This is a genomic window from Leptolyngbya sp. BL0902 (genome assembly GCF_016403105.1).
GTDB lineage: Bacteria > Cyanobacteriota > Cyanobacteriia > Phormidesmidales > Phormidesmidaceae > Nodosilinea.
The window spans coordinates 3,649,804-3,676,150 of the sequence record NZ_CP046155.1 but is presented as its reverse complement, the minus strand read 5'-3'; the positions used below and the strand labels follow the sequence as shown (position 1 = coordinate 3,676,150).

Below are 26,347 nucleotides of genomic sequence, written 5' to 3'. Positions count from 1 at the left end.
AATACACTGAGGTCGCTGTCTTAATCTGCATCGTGATCGGTGTCTTGATCCGCTCTGGATCTGTTCTTTAGCGTGGTACCTGCGGCTATGGCTTCTGACCTTTCTAACCCAACGGATTTACCCTCACCGCCTCGGCCCTTTTCCCTGGCGGGGAAGCTGGCCTTTGGGGCTGGGGATATTGGCCCTGGGATGACCGCAAATTTATTGGCCTTCTCATTTCTAATTTTTCTGACTACCACGGCGGGGCTTAGCCCGGTGGCGGCGGGGTCGGTGTTGGCCATTGGCCGCGTGTGGGATGCCATCAATGATCCGCTGATCGGCTACCTCAGTGACAACACCCGCAGCCGTTGGGGACGCCGCTATCCCTGGATTGCCCTGGGGGCTTTGCCCTTTGGCCTCACGTTTTTCCTGACGTGGATTGTCCCCGGTTTCCAGAGCGAGGCCGCACGATTTTGGTACTACGTGATTATGTCCCTACTGTTCCAGGTGTTCTATACCGTGGTGAATCTGCCCTACACCACCCTCACCGCTGAACTCACCAAGGACTACGATGAACGCACGGAACTCACCGCCTTTCGATTGGGATCCTCCCTCACCGGGGCGATTTCGGCCCTAGCCTTGGGGTTGGTGATCTCCAATCTAATTCAGGATTCTCGCCAGCAGTACCTCGTTTTGGCGGCGGTGTGCAGCGTGTTGTCGGTGCTGCCGCTGCTGTGGTGTGTGATCGGCACCTATCCCTACGCCGCAGATCGGGGTGCCTTGCAGCCCGCCGCCGACCCCAACGCCGCCGAAAACCTGCCCTTCCTTCAGCAGATCAAAATCGTCCTCAGCAACCGAGCTTTTTTGTACGTGGTGGGGATCTATCTGTTCGCGTGGCTGGCCCTGCAAATGACTGCCAGCGTTATCCCCTTTTACACCACGTTTTGGATGGGTATGGAGTCCTACTTTTTGGCGGCGCTGCTGGTGCAAGGAACGGCCATCGCCATGATGGTAGCGATCAACTGGCTCAGCCGTCGCTACGGCAAACAGGAGGCGTTCTATGCGGGCATCGGTACGTGGATCATTGCTCAGATTGCGATTTTCTTGGTACAGCCCGGTCAGGTGGCGGCCCTTTACCTGCTCTGCGTGGTGATTAGCTTTGGCGTCGCAGCGGCCTACGTGGTGCCCTGGGCCATGCTGCCCGATGTGATTGAACTGGACGAACTGCAAACTGGGCAACGGCGCGAGGGGGTGTTCTACGCCTTTATGACTCTGCTGCAAAAGGTGGGTCTTGCCGGGGGCTTGCTGCTAGTGGGCTATGCCCTAGAGCTATCGGGCTTTGTTTCCCCGGATGTGACTCAGGTGGCCGGAGACGTGATCCAACCCGATTCGGCCCTGCTCGCCATTCGGGTATTCATCGGCCCCGTGCCCATGGTGCTGCTGGTGCTGGCTTTGGTGCTGGCCTATTTCTACCCGATCACCCGCCAAAAGCACGAAGAAATCCTGCTGCAACTGGCCGAACGCCACCGCTCCCAAATCGAGCCATCGAGCGACGAATAATACCCAGCGCGATTACGCCCGACTCCCTCTACTCCCTACTCCCCCCCTCTCCCCATCGGCATCTGCTGAATCAGCGGCACCAGTCGGCTGGTCGCTTCCTGCACAAAGGCTTTCAGCAACGCATCCCGCTGATTCAGCCGAAACTGCTCTTCGATCACCGCCCCCATGCCGCCATCGCCCCAGGTTTGGTTTTGGCGAAAGTATTCCACAAAACTTTTTCCGGCAATGCGGGTGAGGTATGCGCCGCTGGCTCCCTTCAAAGCCCGTCCGGCGACAGCGGTGGCCAAGTTCAGTTGCAACCCCAACGACAGCAAGTCCACTGTGCCTTTCACCAAGCCCAATCCGGTCAGCGTCTTAGCTAGAGAAAGAGCCAGGGCTTTGCCTTCCTCTAGGCTCACCTCACAGCCATAGACGCGGCTGAGATCTACCACCATTTGGGCGTTGATGGCGGCGGTGGCCAAAAAGTCGAATCCCGGCAGGGGCGTCAGGGCAATGGCTCCGGCCCCAAGCCATTGGTAGCGGTCGATGATGGCGTCGGCCTGGGCTTGGCGCTGTTGTTCCAGCAGGCGACGGGCTTGGTCGCTCAGTTGTTGGCTTTGCAGCAGCAGATTATCGGCAATGAGACTATCCCCCTCCTGGCGTAGCACGTCCGCTAAACGGGCCATTAAGGGGAAAAAGTTGGGCCGCATTTGCACGACTCCACCGCCCACCTGGGGCAAGGGTTGGGGCTGGGCGGCAATGGCCACCACGTCGTCTTCGCTGAGGGGCGGCACTAGGCGAGAGCGCAATCGGTCTAGCAACGCCTCTAAATCCTGGCGAGGGTAGCGATCCGCCTTGTTGAGAACAACTAAAGTCCGTTTGCCCAGGCTCAGCAAGCCTTGCAGGATGGCGTATTCGCTTTGGCGCAGGTCGTCATCGACGACGAAGAGGATCAAATCCGCACGGGCGGCGGTGGCACGGGCGGCCTGTTCCCGCTCGGTTCCGGCCACTCCGGCTTCCGAAAGACCGGGGGTATCAATCAACCGCAGAGGACGGGGCACCTGGGGCAGTTGCCAGTCGTAGGTTTGTTCCGTTTGGGTGGTGCCGAGGGTTGCGCCAACTTTGCCGACGGTTTCGCCCACCAAGGCATTGATCAGCGACGTTTTGCCCGTTGAACCCACCCCAAACACCGCTAGGGTCAAGTCGCCCTGGTAGAGGGAGTCCTGGAGGGCTTGGGTTTGCTCTAAAATTGCTTGCCGTGCCACCTGATCCTGAAGCTGCTCAACCTGTCGCTGCACCGCCTCTAGGTTAAGGCTGGCAGCTTCGGTGGCGCTGCGGGGTTGGGGAGGGGCCACCCGCCGCCGCCGGGGACGCAAAAAGGGCCAAAGGGAGTAGATCCCCAGCCCTACCAAGGCAATCACCACCAAAACAAAGACCCAAAGGGCAACCTGGGCCAACACAGGTGATACCGCCCCTAGGGTCACATAAATGCGGGAGAGGGAATCGAGCAACACCAGCGCCGCCAGCAGCAGCCCCAGCAGCACGCCCCCCGCCGCCAACCATCGCCATCGTTTCATATTGGTACTACAAAACAGAGACGCATCCACCACGCCTCTGCTTTTCCCAAAAACTCCCGACCTTGTGTGAGGATGGCCCTAGGGCCAGAGACTAGAGCGGATTGTGGGAGAATCGGTTGCTGCGGTTAGGCCGATCACCACCGCTGCCACCGTCATCGGTGCGGGGGCGAGCTTTGTTCACCCGCAGTTCCCGACCCAGCCACTCTGCCCCGTCAAGTTCAGAGATAGCCTTGTCTTCATTTGCTTCGTCGGCCATGTCTACAAAGGCAAAGCCGCGCTTGCGTCCGGTTTCCCGGTCGATGGGCAGGCTGATGCGGGTGACTTCGCCGTATTCGGCAAATACGTCCTTGATATCGTCCTCAGAAGCCTGAAAGGACAAGTTCCCAATGTAAATAGTCACGAGTCTCTCCGAACCAAAACGTCGCAGGTTGGTGAATGTTGCACGGCTTCCGGGGTAGGATGCACCCCTTCCACAATCCTTGCAAAACATTTGCTGACATAATAGCCCATCACCTTTGAAATGGCAGTAGCCCAGTTCACACCTTGTCTTGAATCGGGTTTCTGGAGACTTTGGCGCGAATTTGCGACGCCTGGGAGAGCAGCGCCTCAGCAAAGGAAAGGGCGTCTTGATGGGTGGCACCGCCCGCCAGTTGGGCCAGTTCTTCCCGCCGTTGGTCGAGGCTGAGGGGCGCAATTCTCACCACGGTACGAATCGCGGTTTCGTCGCTGGCGCTTGCTGGATCGATAGCCTTGGAGTCAGCCTTCGTTTTGGTGTCAAGATTCTGTGGATTCGGATCGTTGAGGGCGTCCTGAACATGATCCTTCGTTGCCGCACTCTCCTTGGTTTTGCCCTTGGGTTGACGAGATTTTCGGGACTTGGCGGTTTTGGGATCTGGGGCGGTGGCCTCTTCGCCAATCACCTGTTTGTTGACGTGCCAGTGATCATCGGCCAGGGCGGCGACCATGGGTTGGTGGGTTACGCACAGCACTTGATGACGCTGGCCCAGTTGCAGCAGTTTTTCGGCAATGGCCTGGGCCACCCGACCGGAAACCCCCACATCAATTTCGTCAAAAATCAGCGTATCCACCGCATCCACCTGAGAAAAGCAGGCTTTTAGGGCCAGCAGAAAACGGCTCATCTCCCCCCCAGAGGCGGTTTCTGCCAGGGGTTGCAGCGGTTCGCCCGGATTGGGGCTAAACAAAAACTGAATGGCATCGGCTCCGGTGGGGCCAGGGGCGGCGGGCTGGAGATCCACCCGAAACTGCACCCGCTCCATGGCCAGGGGCTTCAGTTCGGCGATCAGTTGGGCTTCCAAGGCTTGAGCGGTTTTCTGGCGGAGGTCGGTCAGCTTGGCGCAGGCTTTTATCAGGGTTTCCTGACGTTTTTGATAGTCCGCCTCCAATGCCTCGATAGATTGTCCTTCGCCAGACAGTTCCCCCAGCGCTTGATTCACCTCATCTCGGTAGGCGATCAGCTCCGGCAGAGTGCGGTGAAAGCGGCGACACAGCCCCTTCAGGGTGCGAATGCGCTCCTCCACCTCCTCCAACCGCTGGGGATCGGCCTCTAGGCTGGCTCCGTAGGCGTTGATGGCGCGTCCGGCCTCCTCCACCTGGGTGAGGGCTTCGCTGACTAGGGTCAGGATTTGGGTAATGGCCGGATCGTAGCGCTCCATATCGATGAGAATGCCCTCGGCCTTGCCCAGCAGGTCGGCACAGGCTCCGGCCCCGGCGTCGCTGTCGTAGAGGATTTGGTAGGTCTGGTAGCTGTTCTGTTGCAGGTCAACGCTGTGGGTGAGGCGCTGCTGCTCTTGGTGGAGGTGCTCCAGTTCGGCGGGGTCGTCCAGGGCGGCCTGGGTGAGTTCTTGCTGATGCAGTTGCAGCAGTTCCAGACGATCTTGCCGATCTTGATCCGCCTTGCGACGGGCCTCTAGGCGACGTTTGGCCTGGATTGCGGCTTCGTGGGACTGAATCACCCGCTGACGCTGTTGGGCGATGGCTTCTCCGCCAAAACCATCCAGCCATTCCCGCTGACGGTCGCTCGACCCAATCTGTACCGTCTGGCCCTGGGCCGTAATTTCCACCAAGCGCTGCCGCAGGGATTCCAACTGGGCCTTTGTCACCGCTTGGTCATTCAAAAACGAACGACTGCGGACGGACGCCTTGCCCAGGGTAATTTCCCGCCGACAGGTGACGGCCTGTTCAGGAATCGGTAACTCCTGCTGCGTAAACCAATCCTTTAACCCCACCGACAGGGCAAAGCGGGCTTCTAGGACAGCTTTATCACTGCCGGAGCGCACTAATCGGGCATTCACCTTGCCCCCCAGCACTGCGTCGATGGCGTCCAAAATAATTGACTTGCCCGCCCCAGTTTCCCCCGTCAGCACCGTTAGCCCCGCCTGGAGCGGAATTTCCAGGGCGTCGATGAGGGCAAAGTTTTCAATACGAAGGGCGGTCAGCATAGGGCCACGGAGAGGCTAAGCCTTGATTTTAGTACGAATACTTAGTGCGAATGTACTTTGGATGGGGATCGTGCAGGTCATAAACAGGCGATTTGGCTGGGATTGGCCCTCACCCCCAGCCCCTCTCCCAGGGAGGAGAGGGGAGCCAGAAGCCTTTCAAAGTCCCTCTCCCAAATTGGGAGAGGGATTTAGGGAGAGGGCCAGCAGGGACTATGGAGAGGGCCATCAGGGACTTTGGGCTCAATTATTCAGAACATTAGGGCGGATATGCCCGACCCATGGTTGGGTACTCTACACTGTCCGCCTGCCAAGACACCGTTACAATAGTTTACGGGAAGACTTCGGAGTTGATTTGCCCTAGCTCCGCATCTCCTGGCTCTAGCACTGGGTTAACTATGACTTCTAACGTGGCAGCAGAGACCGTGGCAGCAGAAACCTCTTCCATCGGGAAGATTCGTGGCCGTGAAGATGCGGTAGCCACCATTACCGTAGACAGCGAACCCGTGGTTGAGGTGCTGTCCTTGGCCCAGCGATCCCAGAATGCCAGCTATGCCAACGCCGGACGGCCCAACCGCCAGGATCCCTTCGAGGGGGTGGGCTACGACCCCGATACCATCGCCGCCTACTACCGCAAGCGTCCGTTTCAGGTGATCTCGCGGTTTGTGGCGATTTTCTTGCCGTTAATCACTTTTTTTGCTCAGCTTTGGCTAGATCGGCGTGGCGGACGCAGTGAAGAACGCCAACAGCAGCGGGCCACTCAACTGCGGGAAATGTTGACCCGCCTTGGCCCCGCCTACATCAAAATTGGCCAAGCCCTTTCGACCCGGCCCGACCTAGTGCCGCCCCTGTTTTTAGAGGAACTCACCCGCCTGCAAGACCAACTGCCGCCCTTCTCCAACGACCTCGCCCTCCATTTTATTGAGGTGGAACTGGGTGCCCCCGCCAACGAAATCTATGCCGAACTGTCGCCCGATCCCGTCGCCGCCGCTTCCTTGGGACAGGTGTATAAAGGTCGCCTGAAAACCGGGGAAGCCGTGGCTGTGAAGGTTCAGCGCCCTGGTTTGGCGGGCCGGATCACGCTGGATCTCTTCATCCTGCGCCGATTGGCCCAGTTTGTCACCCGTCGGGTATCCCGCGTGCGGAGTGACCTGGTCGCCATCATGGACGAATTTGGCGAGCGCATCTTCGAGGAAATGGACTACACCCACGAAGGGGAAAACGCCCAGCGCTTCGGCCAACTCTACGGCCATCTGCCCGACATCTACGTGCCCCACATCTACCCCCAATACACCGGGCGGCGGGTGCTGACGATGGAGTGGATCGACGGCATCAAGCTCACCCGCATCGACGAGTTGGATCGCCTCGGCATCAGCGCCACCCACATGATCGACGTGGGGGTTCAGTGCTCCCTACGGCAGTTGCTAGAGCACGGTTTTTTCCACGCCGATCCCCACCCCGGCAACCTGCTGGCCATGGCCGATGGCAAACTCGCCTACCTCGACTTCGGCATGATGAGCGAAGTTAAACCCCAGCAGCGCTATGGCCTGATCGAAGCGGTGGTGCACATGGTGAACCGCGACTTTGAGGGGCTGGCGGGAGACTACGTAAAACTGGAATTCCTCACCCCCGACACCGACCTCACGCCGATCATCCCCGCCCTGTCGGAGGTGTTTAGTAACGCCCTGGGGGCCAGCGTGGCGGAGCTGAACTTTAAGAGCATCACCGACGAATTTTCTGCCCTGATGTACGAATATCCCTTCCGGGTTCCTGCCTACTACGCCCTAATCATCCGCTCCCTGGTGACGCTGGAGGGCATCGCCATCAACGTGGATCCTGAATTCAAAGTGCTCAGCAAAGCCTATCCCTACGTGGCCAAGCGCCTGCTGACGGATCCCTCCCCCGAACTGCGGTCATCCTTGCAAGATCTTTTATTTAAAGACGGCAGCTTCCGCTGGAACCGCCTCGAAAACCTGCTCCGCAACGCCCGGGGCAACGACGACTACGATCTCGATCAAGTCCTCGACCAAACCCTAGAATTCCTGTTTTCCGACCGGGGTTCCTTCCTGCGGGATCGCATCGTATCGGAACTGGTGAACAGCCTGGATCTGCTGGGTCAAAACACCCTGCAAACCGTCACCAATTCGGTACAGCGCCGCCTCGGCCTCAAACCCAAGGAGACCCCGGTTGCGGTCGCGCCCAATCCCAACAGTGACCTCAGCCACCTGCTGCGGATTCTGGAGATCGTGAAAGATACCCAGGGGTTTGATGCCGCTAAGGTCGCTACCCGCATTCCCGCCGTTTTGTTCAAGCCCGAAACCCAAACAATGGGCCAACAGGTCGTCTCTGGCCTTGCCCAGCGTGCCCTAGCCCGATTCATCCGCACCGTACTGATGGAGGAGACCACTCCAGAGTATGGCCTTGCGCCCCAGTCCCTCAGCGTCCGGTAGTTACGCTCTCCGCAATTACGCGGAGGAAAAATTGCGTCTAGAGCCATCTTGGGGAGCAAGGTTGGACGGACTGCTGCCAGCGTCTAGGGGAGGGCGTGTCTAGACATAGACTTGAAAACGACTAGCCAGCAAGGCGTTCATGGCCTTAGCAAGCTTCGCCTGTGGGCCAATACCTTTATGATGTTTTTACAAAGATCGTTTTTTCACCGTAGTTGTGCTGAAACGATTGATTTAGCACTTGTGAAGATCCACAGTCCTACGGTAAAGGGCAGTGATAGTTTTTGGCTACATTGAGGGTACCCTTAGCCCAGTAAGTGGCACCTACCCTTGGGAGTACCCTGATCATGACCACGACACCCTCTGGCCCCACCTTCCCCGGCAGCGACGTTAATGCAGATGGCTTTGTTGATATTTTCTGGCGGAACACTACAGGGGGCCAAATCTCGCTGTGGACCATGGAGAATCAGACTCAGATCGCTGAGCGACAGTTGCCAACGACGGTGGCCTCCCCTTGGAATCTGGTAGGAGCTGCTGACTTTACAGGTGACGGCGTCACCGACTTGTTGTGGCACAACTCAAGGACAGGTGATCTGACAACCTGGGAATTGAATACCCTAGGGAATCGCGTTCGCGGGATTGCCATCCAAACGGCGTCGCTCAACTGGCGACCCGTAGGGGTAGGTGACTTTAATGGCGACGGAAAAACCGATATTCTCTGGAACAACACGACCAATCAAGAGTTGCGTGTGTGGTTCATGAACAACACCGTTCGCCAGAGTGGTGCCTTGATCACAACTCGCCCAGCCGAGTGGCAAGTTGGCGCAGTGGCTGACTTTAACCGTGACGGCAGAGATGATTTGGTCTGGATGAACCAATCCACTGGGAGGGTTGAGATTTGGGCCATGAATGGCACAAATCAGGTGGGATCGCCCCAGGCTGTGGCTACGGCCTCTGGTTGGCGACTCAGCGGCACAGGTGACTTTAATAATGACGGCAACAATGACCTCCTCCTCTGGCACGCACCGACCGGGCGGACGTCGCTGTGGACGATGAATGGAACTCGCCGCGTGACGGGAAGCATTTTGGCCAATCGCGGTACGGCTTGGCTGCCTATGGCCCAGGCGCGGGGTGGATTGCCCGATCTCACCGTGGAAAACCTGACCGGACTGCCAGCTAGCCTGACTGTTGGAGAGTCAGCAACCATCCGCTTCAGCGTGACGAACCAGGGCACCAGAACCGCTGTCCCCAGCACCTTTAGGTACTACCTCTCCAACGACACCACGGTCAGCAGTAATGATCAACTGCTCGGCAGCATTAGTGTTGGAGCCCTACGGGCAGGGCAATCGGCCACCTTTACCCGCACCTTCGCCTACAACGCGGATGTTGTTAACAGGCTGGGCGACAGCGGCACGAAAAATCTTCTCTTGGTAGCGGACGCAGCTGGCGCAGTGACAGAAAGTCGGGAAGACAACAACCTCCTGAGCCAATCCTTTGAGGTGGTCTCCAACGCGCCGACGGACGTTGACTTGGTGCTGCAAAATCCGGTCTTGCCGGAGACCTGGGTGGCGGGCCTGCCCGTAAGCCTAACCCTAACGGTGGCGAATCAAGGGAGCGAAGAGGCGGGGGCCAGCCTCCTGCGGGTCTTCCTGTCGGATACTCCCACCTTCAACCCCAACGGCAGGATCGTGGTGGAGAGTCGGATTGCATCGCTGCCCGGTCAAGAAAGCTTTACCGACACCTTTACCTTTACCTACCTAGAGTCCTTCGGGGATGGCCAGAAGTATCTGTTCGTTGTGGTGGATAGTGCCAATGAGGTGAGTGAGACGGGCGACGGCGAAACCAACAATATCACCCAGTTTGATATTAATGTGGCTCCGGCCATCAACGTAGACTTCACCATTACGAGCGTGACACCTCCCGTCGGTAGCCCCTTCCCCAATATTACGGTGGGCCAACCGATCACGGTGACGGTGCTCGTGAAGAACCAGGGCACTACGGTGGCGGCCCCCACCACCCTGACGGTCTACACGTCAGACTTTGGGGTGAATGGCAACCAGTTTGATATTGCAACGGCTCGGCCTGTCACCTCTGCGCCCGTTGGCCGCCTCGATACCGGGGAAGAGACCAGCATTCGTCTAACCTTCACCTACACGTCAGACTTTGGGGAAGGCACCCAGAATCTCTTCTTTGTCTTGGATGTGGAAGACGCGATTGAAGAGGCCAACGAGAACAACAACGTTTGGAGGGAAGAGATTGAGGTGGAACAGCCTCAGGACATTGACCTCGCGGTGCTGAATCCCAGCCTGTCTCGCACCACCGTGCTGCCAGGGGATACCATTAATCTATCGGCTCAGGTTCAAAACCTGGGAGGGACATCTTCGGGAACCAGCACCTGGTTGCGGGCCTACATCTCAACCGATACGGTTCTAGACGATAACGATATCGAAATTGGTGGGGCCTTCATTCTGCCCCTGGGCGGCAACAGCGCCACAGCAGTCCTCAACTTTGGCTCCTACACCCACACTGGGCCGGCGGGAACCTACTATGTCCTCTTTGTCGCCGATGCTGACAACAACGTCTTTGAAACCAATGAGGACAACGTCAGCTTCCTTCAGTTCACGGCTCTGGATGTGCAACCGGGGATTGACCTGCTGGTTGCTAGCGCCACATCCTCCCTCAGCACCGTCACGGTGGATGAACAACTAACCGTACGCGCCACCGTTCAAAACCAAGGGGAAGATGCCTCTGGGATTAGCCGCCTGGGCTTCTATATCTCAGACGACGCAGTCTTTAACCCAGCGACGGATCAATTCCTTGGCAGCCGAGAGATTGGCAATCTGACCTCCTTTGAAACCAGCGGCCTCCAAGAATTTACCTTTACCTATTTGGATGCCTACGGCCTGGGCAACAAGTTCATTCTGGTGGTGGCGGACGATAACCGTTTGGTGACAGAGTCTAACGAAAACAACAATGTCCAGGCTATTTCACTCTCGGTCTTGCCTAACTTGAACCGCCCTGACCTGATAGTTTCGGGTACCGAATTTGGGATGACCTCCTCGGTGGATGGAATTACGGTGCGATACTTCGTCCAAAACCAAGGCCCCAGACCTACCACCAGCGGATCGGTAACGACGGCATTCTATCTGTCTAATACTCCGATTACCAGCTTGAGTGGCCTGAGTAGTGCGGTGTTCCTGGGAACAAGTACGGTTGAGGGCGACGTTCTAGAAAATGGTGGTGTAATCAGCGCACTTTTGACCCTGGAACCAGGACAAAGTCCTAATCCTGTCTGGAGCCCAGGGCAGAAATTCCTGGTTGTCGTGGCTGACTCTAGCAACGGAGTCATAGAACGCGATGAGACCAATAACGTCAGTTCCTTTGCCATTACCTTGACCTAAGCAACTCTGCGCGTAGGGTGAGCCTAGGCCACTCCTGTTGAAGGAGGGATCTTGGCTGAAGTTCACAGCCTGCCGGGATGGGACGCTCTCCCGTTCGGCAGGCTTTTTGTGGGCAGATAGCCTATGGGTCTGCGGATTTATAGACCTATGGCCATGACATGATTGCCCCATCAACTGCACCCACCCCTGACCTTCTTCCCGCTTGGTGTGTGAGCAATGTCTAACCCACACGAATGCCTTGGTCTTTATCCGCCTATGGGTTTCTCGACTAGGTTAGGCGTTACCCGATAGCGCTGAGCTGGGTGCTAAGACCCCAGACATCGCCATGATCAGATGGCCGACGACCCTACACCGCGATGGTGCAGCTGTCGTTGCGGGTGATGATCACCGTGACCGAACGGGGGCGATCATTGCTGCCATCGGGCCAGTGACGGGGGAATTGGGTGGGGTCGGTGGCGGAGGTGCTATTTTCGCCCTGAATCTAGACAGCTCTCAAAATAGAAAAGGCCCGCCTAGATAGACGAGCCTTTCAGTTATCTAGCCAGTTTATGACCTACAGTTGGGGCACAAACTGCTGCTTATCAGGAACCACAGTGTATTCCGAGACGATTTGGCGCAGCTCGTCGCCGTCGATGGTTTCCCGTTCCACCAGCAGATCCACCAGGCGGTCGATCAGGGCGCGGTTGTCGCGCATGATGCGTTTGGCATCTTCGTAGCACTGGTCTACGATAACGCGAACCTGGGCGTCAATGCGGGAGGACACTTCCTCGGAATACTCCGAGCGGGAGAGCCAGTCGCGACCGAGGAATACTTCGCCCTGAGAGCTTTCCAGGGACAGCGGCCCCAGGTCAGACATACCGAAGCGCGTCACCATTTGGCGGGCCATGTTCGACACCTGTTGCAGGTCGTTTCCGGCCCCGGTGGTGACTTCGGCATCGCCAAAGATCACGTCCTCAGCGGCGCGGCCACCCAGGGCTCCGGTGATGCGGGCCAGGATTTGGGCGCGGGAGATCAGCATTTGCTCTTCGCTGGGGGTGAACCAGGTCAGACCTTGGGCCTGTCCGCGAGGAATCAGCGTCACCTTTTGCACCGGGTCGTGATCTTTCACCAGGGTGCCCACAATGGCGTGGCCGATTTCGTGGTAAGCAATCAGGCGCTTGCTCTTGCTGTCTACCAGGGGCGTGCCCTCCATCCCGGCGATGACGCGATCCACGGCGTCGTCAATTTCGGCCATGGTGATGGCGTCCTTGCGGCGGCGGGCGGTGAGAATGGCGGCCTCGTTCAGCAGGTTGGCCAGGTCGGCCCCGGTGAAGCCCGGAGTACGGCGGGCGATGGTCTCTAGGGAAATGTCCTCGGCCAGCTTTTTGTTGCGGGCGTGGACTTCCAGTACTTCCACGCGACCCTTGATATCGGGGGGATCCACCGTCACCTGACGGTCGAAGCGACCGGGACGCAGCAGGGCGGAATCCAGCACATCCACGCGGTTGGTGGCGGCAATGATGATGATCCCGGTGTTGCCCTCAAAGCCGTCCATTTCGGTCAGCAGTTGGTTGAGGGTTTGTTCGCGTTCGTCGTTGCCGCCGCCGATGCCTGCGCCCCGCTGACGACCCACGGCGTCAATTTCATCAATAAAGATGATGCAGGGGGCATTGTCCTTGGCTTTTTTGAACAGGTCGCGGACGCGGGAGGCACCCACACCGACGAACATTTCCACGAACTCAGAACCGGAGATGGAGAAGAAGGGCACCCCGGCTTCCCCAGCGATGGCCTTGGCCAGCAGGGTTTTCCCGGTTCCCGGAGGGCCAACCAGCAGCACACCTTTAGGAATGCGGGCACCGATGGCGGTGAAGCGTTCGGGCTTCTTCAGGAAGGTGACAACTTCTTGCAGTTCTTCCTTGGCTTCATCAATGCCAGCCACATCGTCGAACATCACCCCGGTTTTGGCTTCCATCATGAAGCGGGCTTTGGATTTGCCAAAGTTCATGGCTTGACCAGGGCCACCCGCCCCACCGCCAGAGCGGCGGAACAAAAAGAACAATCCACCAATCAACAGCAGGGGGAACAACAGGTTGCCCAGGGCACCCACCAGCGCCCCATCGTTGCGGGGGGGGTGAGAATCTAGGCTGATGTTAGAGTCGCGCAGACGGCTGACCAGATCGGGGGAGTTGCCGGGGAGATCCACCCGCCAGCGCTGCACCCGATTGTCCAGCTCAGGATCCACCGCTTCTACGATGGCGGTGCGGCCCCCGTCGTAGAGATCCACCGCTGTCACCCGTCCGGCATCCAGATAGTCTAGAAAGCGGCCATAGGTCATGCGGGTGCTGGCTGCGTTGCGCCCCATATCGGCGGGAGCGCCCGAAAAGGCCCCCTGCCACAGGAAGAACCCCACAACCAGGAGCGGCAGGGTCCAGAGTAGGACTACTCTCCAAGAAAATTTCATAACCAATGGCCTCTATTCACGACTTGCACAGATTTATCGGCGTTGACTAAAGCAGCGGTGGGGATCTACCGAGCCACGGCCCCAAATTCCTAACTCACTGGGTTAACAGATATGTCCATCATGCCTGGAAAGCAGGGAATCGTTGCCAAGGGACTCGCCGAACTACCGTCTAAATTAAAAAGTATGAGACGAAATCTTTACTTAATTTAACGTAACCTGCGGGACTGGGGCAAATGATAGGTCAGATTCTGCGATATTTGCCCTAAACCCTTGACCTTATACGTAGGTATAAGCAGTAGGCTGGAGGGTAACGTCCCAGGCGAGGCAGCTCCATGTTTCAGGTTGGTGAGGTTTCCCGGCGATTGGGCCTCAATCCTCAGACCCTCTACTTTTATGAGCGGATTGGCCTTATGCCCAGCCCCCAGCGCACGGCGGCGGGCTATCGCCTTTACGACCAGGTAGATTTGGATCGCCTCACCTTTATCACCCAGGCTAAAACCCTAGGGCTAAGCCTGGACGACATCAAGGAACTGCTGGCGTTGCAGGATGGCCAACGGCTGTCTTGCCGAGAGGTGCAGGATCGGCTGCTGCGAAAAATGCAGCAGTTGGATGAGACCATCCACAAGCTCCAATTGCTCAAGGCGCAGCTTAGCCCGTTGTTAGAACAGTGTCAGCGAGGAGTGGCCCAACCTGACGAGGGGAAGCAATGCGTGGTGTTTCAGGCCCATTCGCTGATGGCTTCGGTCTCGCCGGACTAAATCAGGCAATGTAAACACGTTATGCAAGGAAGACAAAGGCTATGACCACCCTGAAGGTTGAAATTTTAGGCACGGGCTGCAAGAAGTGCCACCAGCTAGAGGCCAACGCTAAGGCCGCCATCGAGCATCGACAGCTAGAAGCCGAGGTGTCTCACATCACCGACACCATGGAAATCGTCAAACGCGGCGTGATGAAAACCCCGGCCCTCGTCATCAACGGCAAAGTCCTCAGCCAGGGCAAGCTGCTAGAACCCGCCGACATCGAAGCCCTACTGCCCAGCTAAGCAACCACCACCCCGTAGGGTGGGCATTACCCATCATCCCCCTGATAGACGTCCCCGGCCCAGATAGACCAGGAGACCTTGCCCCTACGGTTTGACGGGTTGGGTATTGGGGGACGCTCGCCGGGTTTGACATCACTCGTCTTTAAACCGTTTACACCACAGGATCCCCAGCCAGCTTGGGGAGGAGGGTTGTTATGCCTATTTGGAAATCGGAATGGAAGCCGCTGCTGTGGATTGTGGCGGGGTTCCTCGCCTGTTTTTACCTACCCGTGGAGGCCATCCAGAACTCAGAACGCTTGCGGAATGCGGTGTTTGAGTCGCTTTACTTAGTGCGCTGGTATGCCCAAGAGCACGTGCTGCTGTGCTTGATTCCGGCCTTCTTCATTGCCGGGGCGATTGCCGTGTTCATCTCCCAAGACTCGGTGATGAAATACCTGGGGGCCAACGCCAACAAAGTTCTGGCCTATGGGGTGGCGTCGGTGTCGGGCACCATCTTGGCGGTGTGTTCTTGTACGGTGCTGCCGCTATTTGCGGGCATTTACCGCATGGGGGCTGGCCTCGGCCCTGCGACGGCGTTTCTCTATTCTGGCCCTGCCATTAACGTGCTGGCAATTATTATGACGGCGCGGGTGCTGGGGCTGAAGCTTGGCATGGCGCGGGCGGTAGGGGCGATTGTCTTCAGTGTGGTGATTGGTCTGTTGATGGCGTTCATTTTCCGCAAGGAAGAACTGGAGAAAATCGAAGCCCAGGCCGGATGGCCAGAGCCAGAGGTGGCCCGTCCCCTGTGGCAAAATGCCCTATTTTTTGGCGTGATGGTGGGGACTTTGGTCTTTGCCAACTGGGCTAAACCCGCTGAAACCGTGGGCCTTTGGGCAGCGATCTACGGCGCGAAATGGTGGCTCACCGGAGCCCTGGGGGTGGCCTTGGCGGTGATGCTGATCCGCTGGCTAAATCTGAACCCCGGCAAAGTGGCCCTAGTGGCCGGGGTAACGACAGTGTTGGCCTTCCAGTTTGCGGCCCAGCCCATGGTGGCCTTTGGGGCAGCGGTAATCGGTCTTTCCTGGCTCACCAGTACGGATAAGGACGAGGCGGGGGAGTGGTTCCAGTCCTCCTGGGACTACGCCAAGCAAATTCTGCCGCTGCTGTTTTTCGGGGTGCTGGTGGCGGGGGCACTCCTCGGTCGCCCTGGACAAGAAGCACTGATTCCTGCTCAGTGGATTATCTGGGCGGTGGGCGGCAATTCCTTGCTTGCCAACTTCTTTGCCGCCTTGGCCGGAGCCTTCATGTACTTTGCAACCCTCACCGAAGTGCCGATTCTGCAAGGATTGATTGGCAATGGTATGGGCCAAGGCCCTGCCCTAGCGCTGTTGCTGGCTGGCCCCGCCCTGTCGCTGCCGAATATGTTGGTGATTCGCAGTATTATGGGCACGAAAAAAACAGCGGTCTTTGTGGCGCTGGTGGTAATGATGGCAACGCTATCGGGGATTGTCTACGGGGCGGTGTGGGGTTAATCCTCAAAACAGCCACCCTAAACTAGGGATCACCCCTGACTACTGAAGCGCTTTTTGGGCCGTCTGTTCCACTTCCTTGGCGGCGGCGGCCTTGCGTTCGCTGTAGCGGTCGGTGAGTTCATCCACCCGATCCCTTAGCAACAGGGTAAAGCGATACAGTTCCTCCATCACATCCACCACCCGGTCGCGGTAGGGCGAGTCTTTCATGGTGCCATCTTCGTGAAATTCTTGATAGGCCTTGGCCACCGAGGATTGGTTCGGAATCGTGAACATCCGCATCCAGCGGCCCAGGATTCTCATGGTGTTGACGGCATTGAAGGACTGAGAACCGCCCGACACCTGCATCACCGCCAAGGTGCGGCCCTGGGTAGGACGAATCGCCCCAATGGACAGGGGAATCCAGTCGATCTGGGTTTTCATCAGCCCAGAGATGTTGCCGTGCAGCTCCGGGCTAGACCACACCTGCCCCTCCGACCACTGGGAAAGTTCCCGCAACTCCTGAACCTTGGGATGGGTGTCGGGTTCTGCGCCATGGAGGGGCAATCCCCGTGGGTCAAAGAATTTCACCTCGGCCCCCAAGCCTTCGATAATGCGGGCCGCTTCTTCGGCTAGGAGCCGACTATAGGATCGATCTCTCAGCGAACCATACAAGAACAAAATTCGAGGAGGATGGGTGGATGGCTGAGAATCAGGCATGGCCAAGGTCGATGTTGAAGCTGTCCACGGCCATTGTAACGGATGGCCTGGATCAAGCGACCTAACTCAGAAACACCCAAGCTAGACCTTGGACGAATCAAGCCCTCAATTAGAAATCTCAACAACCCACCCTCGGGTTGCCGTGGGGGAAGAGTCTTAATTGTAAAAACGGAAGCGGTGGGATTTGAACCCACGAGGGAAGGTTTACTCCCCTACCTCCTTAGCAGGGAGGCGCTTTCGACCACTCAGCCACGCTTCCAAGGATTAACCTTGAACAAGTGTAGCAGAGACCTGAACCAACGACTAGCGTTTTTTGAGAAGAGGCCACCCCAGCAGCACACTACCGCCCACCAGTAAGGGTAAGAGCCAGTCGCCCCAGCGGATGTAGGGGGTTTGGGTTTGAAGACGGTCAAGGGTGACGGCATGGGACAGGGCGATTTGGGGTGGGCCAATCCACTGGGTGCGTCCGTGGTTGTCCACCAGGCCAGAGAGGCCCGTATTGGTGACGCGCACGGCCCAGCGGTCACTTTCCACCGCTCGCAGCACGTCAAAGGCGTGGTGTTGGGCCATCATGCCGGGGGGATAGGGGTCGTTGTTGGAGGCGGTGACGATGAAGCTGGCCCCCTGGCGGGTTTGCTGGCGAAACAGACGGCTGTAGGCGGATTCGTAGCAAATGCCGACGGTAACGAGGCCGAGGCTGGTCTCGAACCGCTGCCCCCGTTGCCCCGGCACCAGGGAGTTGCCCAGGGGCGATAGGCGCTGAATGATGCGCCCCAGCACGGGCTCGAAGGGGATGTATTCCCCTAGGGGCACCAGTTGTACTTTGTTGTAGCGGGCGTGGTAGCGGTCACTGAACCGAGGCTCATCCAGGCCGGAGTCATCGGGGCGAAGTTCCAGCAGGCTTTGGGTATAGTGGCGGGGTTCGCCCTCCACCGGGGCAAAGGTGCCTAGCCACAGGGGCACCCCCGTTTGGGCCACAGTCTGCTTCAGGGCAGCGACCAGCGGATCCCCCGCTCGCCAGATCACGGGTAGAGCCCCCTCCGGCGTGATCACCGCATCCACCCCTTGGGCGGCGAGGGCTTGGTAGCCTTCGGTGTAGGTGGTCATCGCCTGCCGAATTCCGGCGGGGGTGAGTTTTTCGCGGGTGGGCACGTTGCCCTGCACCAGGCCCAGGGTCAAGGCTTGGTCAGGGTTAGCAGGGGTGGCGCGTTGATAGATCACCCAGCCCAGTCCGTGACTCAGAATCAGCAGCCCCACCCCCAGCCCGATCACATGCCGCCGTCCCCCCCGGACGTTCTGGGGCAGTCCTAATCGTCCTAGCCGGAAGCCCTGGGAAGAGACCGCCTCTGCCCATAGACCATTGACCGCCACCAGCAGGGCCGTCAGGGTGGTTGGCCCAGAGAGCCTTGCCCAGTGCAGAATCCACAGGTTATTGGGGCTTTGGGTCAGGCCCAGGGGCGACCAATCCAGGGGGCTGTAGTTCCGCAGGGTTTCGACCAAACACCACAGGGCCGTTGCTGCCAACACGCGCCACAGCACCGCATCGGGCCACCGACGCGCCATCCACCACAGCCCCGCCCCCCACAGGGCAATACACACCGACCCCCACAGGGTGATGATGCCCCAAGCAGCCAGGGCAATGGCGATGCTGCCCGCCCAGGGAATACCCATCCACATCAGGGGATGGAGGTGAGTAATCCAGACGAGGGAAAGACCGTAATAGACAATGCCCCACAGCAGCCCATAGCCCGCAGCGGCCCGCCATCCCCCGCTGCCCACCACCACCCACCATAGGGGTACCAACGCCACCCAGGCCAAGGGCCACCCACTTAGGGGCGGCAGGGCCATGGCCATCAACAGGCCGCTCAGCCCTACCCAGCCCAGGTTCCCCCAGGGCCAGCGGTGGGGGGGAGCTTTGGCCGTCATGGGTAGCGGCGGTGATCCGAGGAACTGGGGCATAGGGGGCCGAGGGGAGAACGGTTTCAACGGTACAACGCTCTAATCACAGCGTTCTAACTCATCACAGAGTTCCCATCATAAAGACCGAGAACGCCGCCTACAAAAATTCCCCCGCCGACCGAAATCAACGGAGGAATTTTGAAAGGATCTACCGCAACGCCGTCTTACCTCAGCCTTCGACCTGGAAAAACCAGGTGGGTGCCTTGGCGTCAGGCTTGAAGTTTCCGAGTACAGGCTCGGTCTACTGCCGCCGACACAGCTCAGCTCCCGTTGAGAAGAAATATAGATCGTAAAACATTGTTGGTAGTCACCAACGCCGTAGTAGACCCTGTTTCCATCATAGCGAACCGATGGAGTTTGGGGAATGGTTTGGGATGGCCGGAGCACTCTGGGCTAGGGTAGAGCATTACGGCGAATGGTTCGATGTGGTCACAATGTATCAACCCCTTGACTAGCATGGGTTACGCTGTGCTCACCCATCCAGCAAGGCTTTCCCGTGAGTTGGCCTGAGCCCAGGCACCTCACCGATCCATGGCCAACAGATAGACGATAACGGATAGACGACAACAGAGACAAAAAAGCAGGCCCGAAGACCTGCTCTGGGGGAATCCCCCATAGTGCTAAGAATCTTTCTAGCGAGCGGCGGTACCCACTGGAATATCCTCTTCTTCGCCTAGCAAAGCCCGTAGGCTGGGGAACAAGAAGTGATTTTCCTCAACGTACTGAGCCCCGAAGAGACCTTTTTCAGCCCAGAAGTACCGATCCGTAGTGTGCTCATTCCGTTTTACAAGGAGGAGCGCCGGGGGGGCGATACCTTCGGAGTGGATGAAGTTCCGAGCAGCAGTGACCGGTTTTTCGTTGCCGCTCTCAATACTATACTGAGGAACAGCCTCTAAAATCCGGCGACCTTCCAATCGACGACGGCTCTTGCGCTTGCGTCTCCTAGCCAAGTTACCTACCTCCCTCTCTGTAGATATTTGGATGTAGTTTTGATTACAAATTGTTGAACCAGGCCAAGTATATAGGCTTGATATGAGAATTTCAACTTCTCTTAAAAGTTAGAGTTGTGCTGCTGTAGCCCTCATGTGGTAAGGCATTGAGGCATAAACGCCCCGATCAGCCTTGAACAGAACTGTTAAAAATTTGACAAAACTTTAATTTTTCTCTCGTCATACTCTTTCGTTGGGTCAAAATTATGGCCTTTGCCAGCCCCGAATTTCTTGCCCTGTGCCAGTCGCAGATTACGCTGCTGGCCCAGTTTCTGGGAGCCAGCTCAACGGTGGTCTACCTAGCGGAGCAAGGGGATGGGGGGGCGGGGATCTCCCTAGTGCCCTTGGTGGCCTACCCCGAAACTGAACATCCCTGGGCAAATCGGCTAGAGTCCTTGACAACCCTAGACCCGTCGGAGTCTTCAAGTCGCCCTGATGCGAGCACGGCCTACGTTGCGCTGACCGATGAAAGCCCACCCTACGGCCATCCGAGGGCTGACGCGGCCACCCCTGGCCCTCCGTCTGTCCACCCTGCGCCCTTGACGGAGCCTCCCCCAGGGGCAACGGATGTGCCGCCCTTGGTGCGGCCTCTAATCCATGAGGGTGTGGCGCTAGGAATGCTGGTGAGCCATCGCCCGACCCCTATCTGGAGCCGGGAGGAACAACGGCAGGCGGATCAGGTGGCCAACACCCTCGCGCTGGCCTGGATTTTGGATCAGCGGGGGCAGTGGTTTCAGCAGCAGGTACAGCAGCGTCACCTGGCCCAGGCGTCTCAGTCGGAGACCTTCCACGATTTGCTGCACCAGTTTCGTAACCCTCTGACGGCGCTGCAAACCTTTGGGCGGTTGCTGGTCAAGCGTATCCCGGAGGACGATCCCAATCAGCCCATCGCCGAGGGCATTGTGCGGGAAAGTCGGCGGTTGCAGGACTTGGCCCAAACCTTTGACGACGCCCTAGCCCAGGGAGATGACGACCTGCGGGCGGATAACTCGCCCAACCAGCGGCCCCAGGGGCAGTTTCCCCCGGTTGGAGGGGGGCTGCTGTTACCAGAATCGGGGGGGACGGATTCCAAGACTGGGGTTGAGCCTCCTGAAGGCCCACGGTGGGGGCGACCGCTGCAACGGGTAGCCGGATCTTGGGTGGATCAGGTCAGGCCGCTACTGCCATCGGCCATGGCCATTGCCCAGGAGCGGGGGCTGTATCTGCTGGAACAATTGCCCCCGGACTTGCCAGCGGTATGGATGGATCCTAAAGCCCTTACAGAGGTTCTCAGCAACCTGATCGACAATGCTCTGAAGTATGCCCCCGGTGGCGCTACGGTGTGGGTAGTGGCAGGGCTGAGCCAAGTGGTGGAGGGCCAAACCTTCCAAGGGCTGGCCGTGGGGGATACGGGCGCGGGGATTCCGCTGGCGGATCAGAGCCGGATTTTTGAGCGTCATTTTCGCGGCGTTCAGGCCCAGGGCGATATCCCCGGCACTGGGCTGGGGTTGGCCATTGCCCAAGAACTCATGGCGGCGATGGGGGGCCGTCTGGATCTGATTAGCCCTGTGCCCCAGGAGTATCAACGGGCCTTGGCGGATCTCATGGATCCAGCCTCGTCCGAACAAGGGCCGGGGGTCTGTTTCATGGCGTGGCTGGCCCAGGTCTAGGCCACGGCTGGATGGTAGCTGGCCATCACCCGTCCGGGGCGGCGACGCTGCTGGTAGTAGGCTTGGCTCACCGGATCCGATAAATCCGTAAGGGAGTCGAGGCCGATACCGTTGCGCCCCTGCTCTTTGCCGGAGCTGTGGAGATAGGTGCCATGCCCCAGGTACAGTCCTACGTGGGTGGTGCGTTCGGGGGTGCCAAAAAAGACCAAATCCCCCGGCTCTAGCTCATCCCAGCCGATGGGTTGGGTGAAGGCTTCCTGCTGGTAAGAATCGCGGGGAAGCCGAATGCCCGCCGAGGCAAAGGCGGTTTGCATCAGCCCAGAGCAATCGAAGTTTGGCCCCACGGTACCCCCCCACAGGTAGACATTGGCCTGAGCCATGGCAGCCTGGGCAAAGGCGATGACCTGGGGTAGCCGCTCCACAATAGCCGAGCGATCTAAGGCAACTGGGCGATAGGGTTCCGGGGCGGGGGCGAGGGCACTCATTTGCCGCAGGCCAATCCAGCCCGGATAGCCGTCTTCGCAAAGCTGTACCGAAAGCGCCCTAGCGCTAGCCTCCGACGGGGGAGAGACCTGAATTCGCAGGTGCCGCCCCGCCGCCGCCTGGGTGACAAGCCCGTCTAAATCGGGGGTTTTGTAAAGATTAAGGGTGCGACGACAGCGGTATTCTGCCGCCGTGAGCAGGGAATCTGGGGACTGCGGCCCAGGGGACTGTGACAGGGGGGACTGCGGCAAGGGGCTAGGCTCCTTTATCGCCCGTGTTGCGGACGTTAACGATTTTTTTCAGCACGTTGAACCAAAAGGTAGACCCCATGGAAATGGCAAATCCCGTCACCAACCAGCCCAAAAAACGGCGCTGCACCAGGGGAATAGGCCAATCGGCCTCAGCCTGTCGTTGCTGCTCTAGCACCACCTCGTTATAGCCCAGGGGGAAGGGAATGCTCTCAAGGGCTTGGTCTACGGACTCTCGCACTTGGGTAAGGTCTTGGTTCAAGTCGCCAGAGGATTCAACCACCAGCTGATCGGCAGCCTGCACCACCGAATTTCGCAGCACAGGGTCGGTGGCGAGACGGCTGGCAATGTGGAAGGAGTCGGCATTGATGGCCACCGCCGTGGCGATGCCAATCATCAGGGCTACGGCCTTAGCATTGCGGCGGTAGACCCCCGTCGCCCGATCCATACCTCGGTTGTACCAGGTTTCAATCTCACGGCTGAACTGAGCTACCTGGCCTTGGGCCGTATCCGTCACCAGTTCGGCCTTGCGGGCCAGGGTGGCGAGGCTGGCTCGCAGGGCGGGGGTGATAGCGGCAGCTTCCAGGCGATCCACCAGGGCTTGGGCGCTGGAATGGTTGCCCTCCGCCAGACGGCGCAGTTCGCGGTAGGTGGTGCTGCCCGTATCAAACACATCCAGCAGGTTAGCCACGCTGGGGCGCAGTTTGCCCAGCAGGGCGGCGCGTTCGGCAGAGGTGCTAGCAAAGCCGCGCCTGATGTACTCTAGACGCCGCATAAAGGTTTCGGTGAGAGGATGGTTGTCGGGCAGAATATCCCGCGCCATCAGGGCAAAGTCCTCCAGCCGCCGCACGATGCGATCAACGCTTTCTGATAGGGAGACATCCCCACTGCGAAAGTCGGCCAAAATGACCTGAACCGATTGCTCAAACTGCTTTAGTTCAGCGTTCAGCAAAAACTCATTTCCGGTGCTAGCTTTGAGGTCGCTCAAAATATTACTAACGGGCAAAATCACCTTCTCTGCCGCAAAGGTAGCCAGCCGTTCCTCTGCCAAGACCTGCCAAAGCTGACTCAACTGCATTCGCTCCAGCAAGCTGTTGGCAAAAGCTTCGGAGGGAATGTAGGAGGGGCCGCTGGTTTTACCCACCCCAAAGACATTACGGGTTCCCGTTAGGACACGGTAAATGCGACCAATCAGGTGAAGCAGCCCTCGAAAGGAACGGGCAATGCGCCCCTTAGCTTCCTGGTTCAGGCTGCGAATCCAGGGGCTCTCGTAAAGGGCATCGGCGAGGGCTTGGGCGGTCGCGTCTTTTTCTCGATCATTGCCCGACAGCAGAATCTCAATGGACTGTTTTAAATGCTCTGCCCGCCACTGTAACAGCGTGCCAATGATCTCCTGAAGCTCACTGGCCAATAGGCTGAGCGCAAAAAACACGAAGACGAGGCCCAGCGCAATATCTAATATGATCGGAAAGTTCATAGGTTGCCCCTGTAAATCTTACAGTCACCACTGTTTTTCAGGAGGACTGTCCCCAGGAGTAGCATATAACTCCTGGGGTAGGTAGGAAGTATTGAGAACGGCTAGGAGGCCAATTTTAGCCACCTCTGGCCTAAACCTAAACGCCTAATTATTTAAGGATGAAGCCGTTCTCACTGCCCTAAATTTGGCTTTGCGGCTAACGAGCCTCCCCTAGGATTCTTCGTCCTCAGCCCCCACTTGCTTGAGCTTGATATGCTTGCGGCCCAAGGTAATTTCAAACTCATCACCGGGCTGGAGACTCATTTGCTTGGTGTAGGCTGCCCCAATCAGGAGATTGCCGTTAGCCTGAACGCTAATGCGATAGCTGGCACTACGACCACCCCGCCCACTACTACCTTGGGGGCCGTCAAACTGAATGCCTTGGGCTTCGAGCAGGGCATTCCTAAACTTCATCATGTTAACTCGGGGAGCTCCCGATTTCGTTAAGCTATAGTAGCCACAGGCTTTAGCCTTTTCTTCTGGGCCATAGCTGCCAAGCTCTTTAACTTTCTCAACTAGGGCTTGCCCGGTGAGCGGTTTAACTGGGGTATCCTTAGCCATTAACCTTATTCTCGTTAGCGATGGGTTGATTGGATGCTTCGCTCCTCAGGTAGCTATTTATTGGCACGGTACTACCCTAATGAACGCAAGCAGAATAATACTACAGCAAAACTTTTTATGCATTCTTTTTTAACTAGAATTTGTTTGGTTTTGCTAGCCTTTCTTGTCCCCAAGGAGAGAGGCAAATCATGGTAGCCTACCTCGAAACTGGGATGAATCTTAACGGTCGAGGAAGATGTGATGGGGCGCAGCGGCAATGAAGCTGACCACCCGTGGCCACTATAGCGTTAAGGCGCTGTTGGATTTGGCACTTCAGCCCTCCCGGCAGCCCATTTCCGTGCAAACCATTGCCCAGCGCCAGGGGTTGCCGCCGCCCTACTTAGAAAAACTGTTGATTGACCTGAGGCGGGCGGGTCTGGTGGAGTCGGTGCGAGGATCCCAGGGGGGCTATCGGCTAGCGAAGCCCCCGGCCCAAATTTCCCTCGGCCAAATTCTGGAAGCGGTGGGAGAACCGATGACGCCGCTACCCCGCCACCAGCCCCAGACGGGCCAAGCCGAAGACTGGGTAACGTTTGCGGTATGGAATCGTCTTTCCCAAAAGCTCAAGGCCGCCCTCTATAGTATTTCCCTGGAAGACTTATATTTTGATGCCCGCAGTTGGCAGGCGGCCCAGGGGGATGATGTTAGCTTTGTGGTTTGAGCGGATAGGGGTGTTGCTGCTGGCGGCGGGCCTAGATTTTATCCTGGGCGACCCCTGGGGCTGGCCCCACCCGGTGCAGGCGATGGGCTGGGCCATTACCCAAGGCAAGCAAGCCATTTTGGCCCTGAAGCTGACTGCTTTCGGGGAACGGGTCAGCGGTGTGGGGCTGGGGCTGGCCGTGATTGGCGGCAGCGGCTTCGTGGGCTGGGCCTGGGTGAGCTTGACGTACCGCATTCATCCTGTCCTGGGGCTGATCGGTCAAATCGTGCTGGTGGCCAGTTGCTTGGCAGGGCACAGCCTGCGACGAGCGGCAGAGGAAGTGCTGGCTCCCCTAGAATCGGGGGATTTGGCCATGGCCCGTAGTCGCCTTGGACTTTATGTGGGACGAGATACGGAGAATCTATCCGAGGCAGACATCCTGCGAGCGGTGATGGAAACCATCAGCGAAAACGCCACCGATGGGGTGATGGCACCCCTGTTCTATGCCTTGGTCGGATCCCTAACGCCCCTTGGCCCGGTGCCCTTGGCCTTGGCCTACAAAGCCGCCAGCACCCTCGATTCTATGGTGGGCTATCGAGAGCCGCCCTACACCCACTTGGGTTGGTTTAGCGCCCAACTGGAGGATCGGCTAACCTGGGTGCCCTGCCGCCTGACGGTGCTGACCATTGCTCTGGTGTCGGGGCGACCCCGGCGGGTGTTGGCCCTGTGCCGTCGCGATGCCCCCGCCGACCCCAGCCCCAACGCGGGATGGAGTGAATGCGCCTATGCCGCTGCCCTCGGGGTGCAACTGGGGGGAGTGAATAGCTATCGTGGCCAACCCAAGGAAAAGCCGCTGCTAGGGGAGGCTGAACAACCCATCACCCCAGAGTGCATTCGGCGGGGCATGGCTCTGACCCGCTGGGCTTTTTTGCTGTGGCTCAGCTTGGGCATCTTGAGTGTTGGTCTGCTCTACGGCCTGTAATACTAAGTCCGAAGAGAAAACCTCGTCTATAAATTAAGGCTTCAAACGAAGGCTTCGAGGGGCTCAGCCTGAGCGGAATCAGGTTTTAAATCGGGGGTAAGCAACCGGGATGTCGTATAAAACGCGGAGATCGAAAGACTGGAGAGGCCCGCCCTCTCCGCAAAGCGTGAGGGTCAGGAGCCTGTCACGATGA

Annotated in this window: 19 protein-coding genes, 1 tRNA gene and 1 other RNA gene; 9 read left to right on the top strand and 12 right to left on the bottom strand. The window is 58.2% G+C overall.

Annotated elements, in window-relative coordinates:
* Positions 1-87 precede the first annotated feature (87 nt).
* Positions 88-1,539: an MFS transporter gene (locus GFS31_RS16315; protein ID WP_198805825.1), complete on the top strand. Its 1,452-nt coding sequence runs from the start codon at positions 88-90 to the stop codon at positions 1,537-1,539.
* Between the two features lie 35 nt (positions 1,540-1,574).
* Here GFS31_RS16315 and GFS31_RS16310 read toward each other — a convergent pair whose 3' ends face one another.
* The 3 genes from GFS31_RS16310 to recN all read right to left on the bottom strand — a co-directional run bounded on the left by GFS31_RS16310 (position 1,575) and on the right by recN (position 5,554).
* Positions 1,575-3,095 (bottom strand): YcjF family protein, encoded by a 1,521-nt coding sequence (locus GFS31_RS16310; protein ID WP_225907461.1) that lies wholly within the window; start codon positions 3,093-3,095, stop codon positions 1,575-1,577.
* Between the two features lie 91 nt (positions 3,096-3,186).
* A complete protein-coding gene (locus GFS31_RS16305) occupies positions 3,187-3,495 on the bottom strand; it encodes an RNA recognition motif domain-containing protein (RefSeq protein WP_198805824.1) in 309 nt (102 codons plus the stop codon).
* Positions 3,496-3,631: 136 nt separating this feature from the next.
* A complete protein-coding gene (gene recN, locus GFS31_RS16300; RefSeq protein ID WP_198805823.1) occupies positions 3,632-5,554 on the bottom strand; it encodes a DNA repair protein RecN in 1,923 nt (640 codons plus the stop codon).
* 395 nt (positions 5,555-5,949) lie between these two features.
* Here recN and GFS31_RS16295 point away from each other — a divergent pair, with 395 nt between their 5' ends.
* Both GFS31_RS16295 and GFS31_RS16290 read left to right on the top strand, forming a co-directional pair.
* Positions 5,950-8,001, top strand: coding sequence for an ABC1 kinase family protein (locus tag GFS31_RS16295; protein WP_225907460.1), 2,052 nt, complete (start codon positions 5,950-5,952; stop codon positions 7,999-8,001).
* 344 nt (positions 8,002-8,345) lie between these two features.
* The gene (locus GFS31_RS16290) at positions 8,346-11,399 is read left to right on the top strand and encodes a CARDB domain-containing protein (protein WP_198805822.1); all 3,054 of its coding nucleotides are present in this window, start codon (positions 8,346-8,348) and stop codon (positions 11,397-11,399) included.
* A gap of 553 nt (positions 11,400-11,952) precedes the next feature.
* Here GFS31_RS16290 and ftsH2 read toward each other — a convergent pair.
* Positions 11,953-13,839: an ATP-dependent zinc metalloprotease FtsH2 gene (gene ftsH2, locus GFS31_RS16285; RefSeq protein WP_198805821.1), complete on the bottom strand. Its 1,887-nt coding sequence runs from the start codon at positions 13,837-13,839 to the stop codon at positions 11,953-11,955.
* Between the two features lie 332 nt (positions 13,840-14,171).
* Here ftsH2 and GFS31_RS16280 point away from each other — a divergent pair, with 332 nt between their 5' ends.
* From GFS31_RS16280 to GFS31_RS16270, 3 genes are all read left to right on the top strand, one after another.
* Positions 14,172-14,597, top strand: coding sequence for a heavy metal-responsive transcriptional regulator (locus GFS31_RS16280; protein ID WP_198805820.1), 426 nt, complete (start codon positions 14,172-14,174; stop codon positions 14,595-14,597).
* Between the two features lie 41 nt (positions 14,598-14,638).
* A complete protein-coding gene (locus tag GFS31_RS16275) occupies positions 14,639-14,881 on the top strand; it encodes a thioredoxin family protein (protein WP_198805819.1) in 243 nt (80 codons plus the stop codon).
* Between the two features lie 194 nt (positions 14,882-15,075).
* On the top strand, positions 15,076-16,392 hold the full coding sequence (locus GFS31_RS16270; RefSeq protein ID WP_198805818.1) for a permease: 1,317 nt from the start codon (positions 15,076-15,078) through the stop codon (positions 16,390-16,392).
* Between the two features lie 39 nt (positions 16,393-16,431).
* On the opposite strand, the gene arsH is transcribed toward GFS31_RS16270, so the two are convergent.
* The 5 genes from arsH to GFS31_RS16245 all read right to left on the bottom strand — a co-directional run bounded on the left by arsH (position 16,432) and on the right by GFS31_RS16245 (position 19,997).
* Positions 16,432-17,088, bottom strand: coding sequence for an arsenical resistance protein ArsH (gene arsH / locus GFS31_RS16265; RefSeq protein WP_198805817.1), 657 nt, complete (start codon positions 17,086-17,088; stop codon positions 16,432-16,434).
* A gap of 169 nt (positions 17,089-17,257) precedes the next feature.
* Positions 17,258-17,347, bottom strand: a tRNA-Ser gene (locus GFS31_RS16260).
* 44 nt (positions 17,348-17,391) lie between these two features.
* Positions 17,392-19,047, bottom strand: coding sequence for an apolipoprotein N-acyltransferase (lnt, locus tag GFS31_RS16255; protein ID WP_198805816.1), 1,656 nt, complete (start codon positions 19,045-19,047; stop codon positions 17,392-17,394).
* Positions 19,048-19,191: 144 nt separating this feature from the next.
* A non-coding RNA gene (gene ssrS / locus GFS31_RS16250) (6S RNA) lies at positions 19,192-19,375 on the bottom strand.
* Positions 19,376-19,679: 304 nt separating this feature from the next.
* On the bottom strand, positions 19,680-19,997 hold the full coding sequence (locus GFS31_RS16245; protein ID WP_198805815.1) for a DUF3155 domain-containing protein: 318 nt from the start codon (positions 19,995-19,997) through the stop codon (positions 19,680-19,682).
* A gap of 245 nt (positions 19,998-20,242) precedes the next feature.
* Between GFS31_RS16245 and GFS31_RS16240 the strand changes: the two genes are divergently transcribed.
* A complete protein-coding gene (locus GFS31_RS16240; RefSeq protein ID WP_198805814.1) occupies positions 20,243-21,685 on the top strand; it encodes a sensor histidine kinase in 1,443 nt (480 codons plus the stop codon).
* On the opposite strand, the gene GFS31_RS16235 is transcribed toward GFS31_RS16240, so the two are convergent.
* The 3 genes from GFS31_RS16235 to GFS31_RS21615 form a co-directional block, all read right to left on the bottom strand.
* Complete coding sequence (locus tag GFS31_RS16235; RefSeq protein WP_263974858.1) at positions 21,682-22,419, bottom strand: C40 family peptidase; 738 nt, start codon at positions 22,417-22,419, stop codon at positions 21,682-21,684. The genes GFS31_RS16240 and GFS31_RS16235 overlap by 4 nt on opposite strands.
* A gap of 4 nt (positions 22,420-22,423) precedes the next feature.
* Positions 22,424-23,893 (bottom strand): hypothetical protein, encoded by a 1,470-nt coding sequence (locus tag GFS31_RS16230; protein WP_198805813.1) that lies wholly within the window; start codon positions 23,891-23,893, stop codon positions 22,424-22,426.
* A 210-nt stretch (positions 23,894-24,103) separates the two neighbouring features.
* Complete coding sequence (locus GFS31_RS21615; protein WP_317135042.1) at positions 24,104-24,349, bottom strand: AbrB family transcriptional regulator; 246 nt, start codon at positions 24,347-24,349, stop codon at positions 24,104-24,106.
* Between the two features lie 400 nt (positions 24,350-24,749).
* On the opposite strand from GFS31_RS21615, the gene GFS31_RS16220 reads away from it, so the two are divergent.
* Both GFS31_RS16220 and cbiB read left to right on the top strand, forming a co-directional pair.
* On the top strand, positions 24,750-25,193 hold the full coding sequence (locus GFS31_RS16220; protein ID WP_198805811.1) for an Rrf2 family transcriptional regulator: 444 nt from the start codon (positions 24,750-24,752) through the stop codon (positions 25,191-25,193).
* A complete protein-coding gene (gene cbiB / locus GFS31_RS16215) occupies positions 25,171-26,154 on the top strand; it encodes an adenosylcobinamide-phosphate synthase CbiB (RefSeq protein ID WP_225907459.1) in 984 nt (327 codons plus the stop codon). Before GFS31_RS16220 ends, cbiB begins: the two co-directional genes overlap by 23 nt.
* Positions 26,155-26,347 lie beyond the last annotated feature (193 nt).

What these genes read in the sequence shown, in the direction of transcription:
- GFS31_RS16315 (WP_198805825.1), top strand. Translation starts at nt 88, where the DNA reads ATGGCTTCTGACCTTTCTAACCCAACGGATTTACCCTCACCGCCTCGG.
- GFS31_RS16310 (WP_225907461.1), bottom strand. Translation starts at nt 3,095, where the DNA reads ATGAAACGATGGCGATGGTTGGCGGCGGGGGGCGTGCTGCTGGGGCTG.
- recN (WP_198805823.1), bottom strand. Translation starts at nt 5,554, where the DNA reads ATGCTGACCGCCCTTCGTATTGAAAACTTTGCCCTCATCGACGCCCTG.
- GFS31_RS16295 (WP_225907460.1), top strand. Translation starts at nt 5,950, where the DNA reads ATGACTTCTAACGTGGCAGCAGAGACCGTGGCAGCAGAAACCTCTTCC.
- GFS31_RS16290 (WP_198805822.1), top strand. Translation starts at nt 8,346, where the DNA reads ATGACCACGACACCCTCTGGCCCCACCTTCCCCGGCAGCGACGTTAAT.
- ftsH2 (WP_198805821.1), bottom strand. Translation starts at nt 13,839, where the DNA reads ATGAAATTTTCTTGGAGAGTAGTCCTACTCTGGACCCTGCCGCTCCTG.
- GFS31_RS16280 (WP_198805820.1), top strand. Translation starts at nt 14,172, where the DNA reads ATGTTTCAGGTTGGTGAGGTTTCCCGGCGATTGGGCCTCAATCCTCAG.
- GFS31_RS16275 (WP_198805819.1), top strand. Translation starts at nt 14,639, where the DNA reads ATGACCACCCTGAAGGTTGAAATTTTAGGCACGGGCTGCAAGAAGTGC.
- GFS31_RS16270 (WP_198805818.1), top strand. Translation starts at nt 15,076, where the DNA reads ATGCCTATTTGGAAATCGGAATGGAAGCCGCTGCTGTGGATTGTGGCG.
- arsH (WP_198805817.1), bottom strand. Translation starts at nt 17,088, where the DNA reads ATGCCTGATTCTCAGCCATCCACCCATCCTCCTCGAATTTTGTTCTTG.
- lnt (WP_198805816.1), bottom strand. Translation starts at nt 19,047, where the DNA reads ATGCCCCAGTTCCTCGGATCACCGCCGCTACCCATGACGGCCAAAGCT.
- GFS31_RS16240 (WP_198805814.1), top strand. Translation starts at nt 20,243, where the DNA reads ATGGCCTTTGCCAGCCCCGAATTTCTTGCCCTGTGCCAGTCGCAGATT.
- GFS31_RS16230 (WP_198805813.1), bottom strand. Translation starts at nt 23,893, where the DNA reads ATGAACTTTCCGATCATATTAGATATTGCGCTGGGCCTCGTCTTCGTG.
- GFS31_RS21615 (WP_317135042.1), bottom strand. Translation starts at nt 24,349, where the DNA reads ATGATGAAGTTTAGGAATGCCCTGCTCGAAGCCCAAGGCATTCAGTTT.
- GFS31_RS16220 (WP_198805811.1), top strand. Translation starts at nt 24,750, where the DNA reads ATGAAGCTGACCACCCGTGGCCACTATAGCGTTAAGGCGCTGTTGGAT.
- cbiB (WP_225907459.1), top strand. Translation starts at nt 25,171, where the DNA reads ATGATGTTAGCTTTGTGGTTTGAGCGGATAGGGGTGTTGCTGCTGGCG.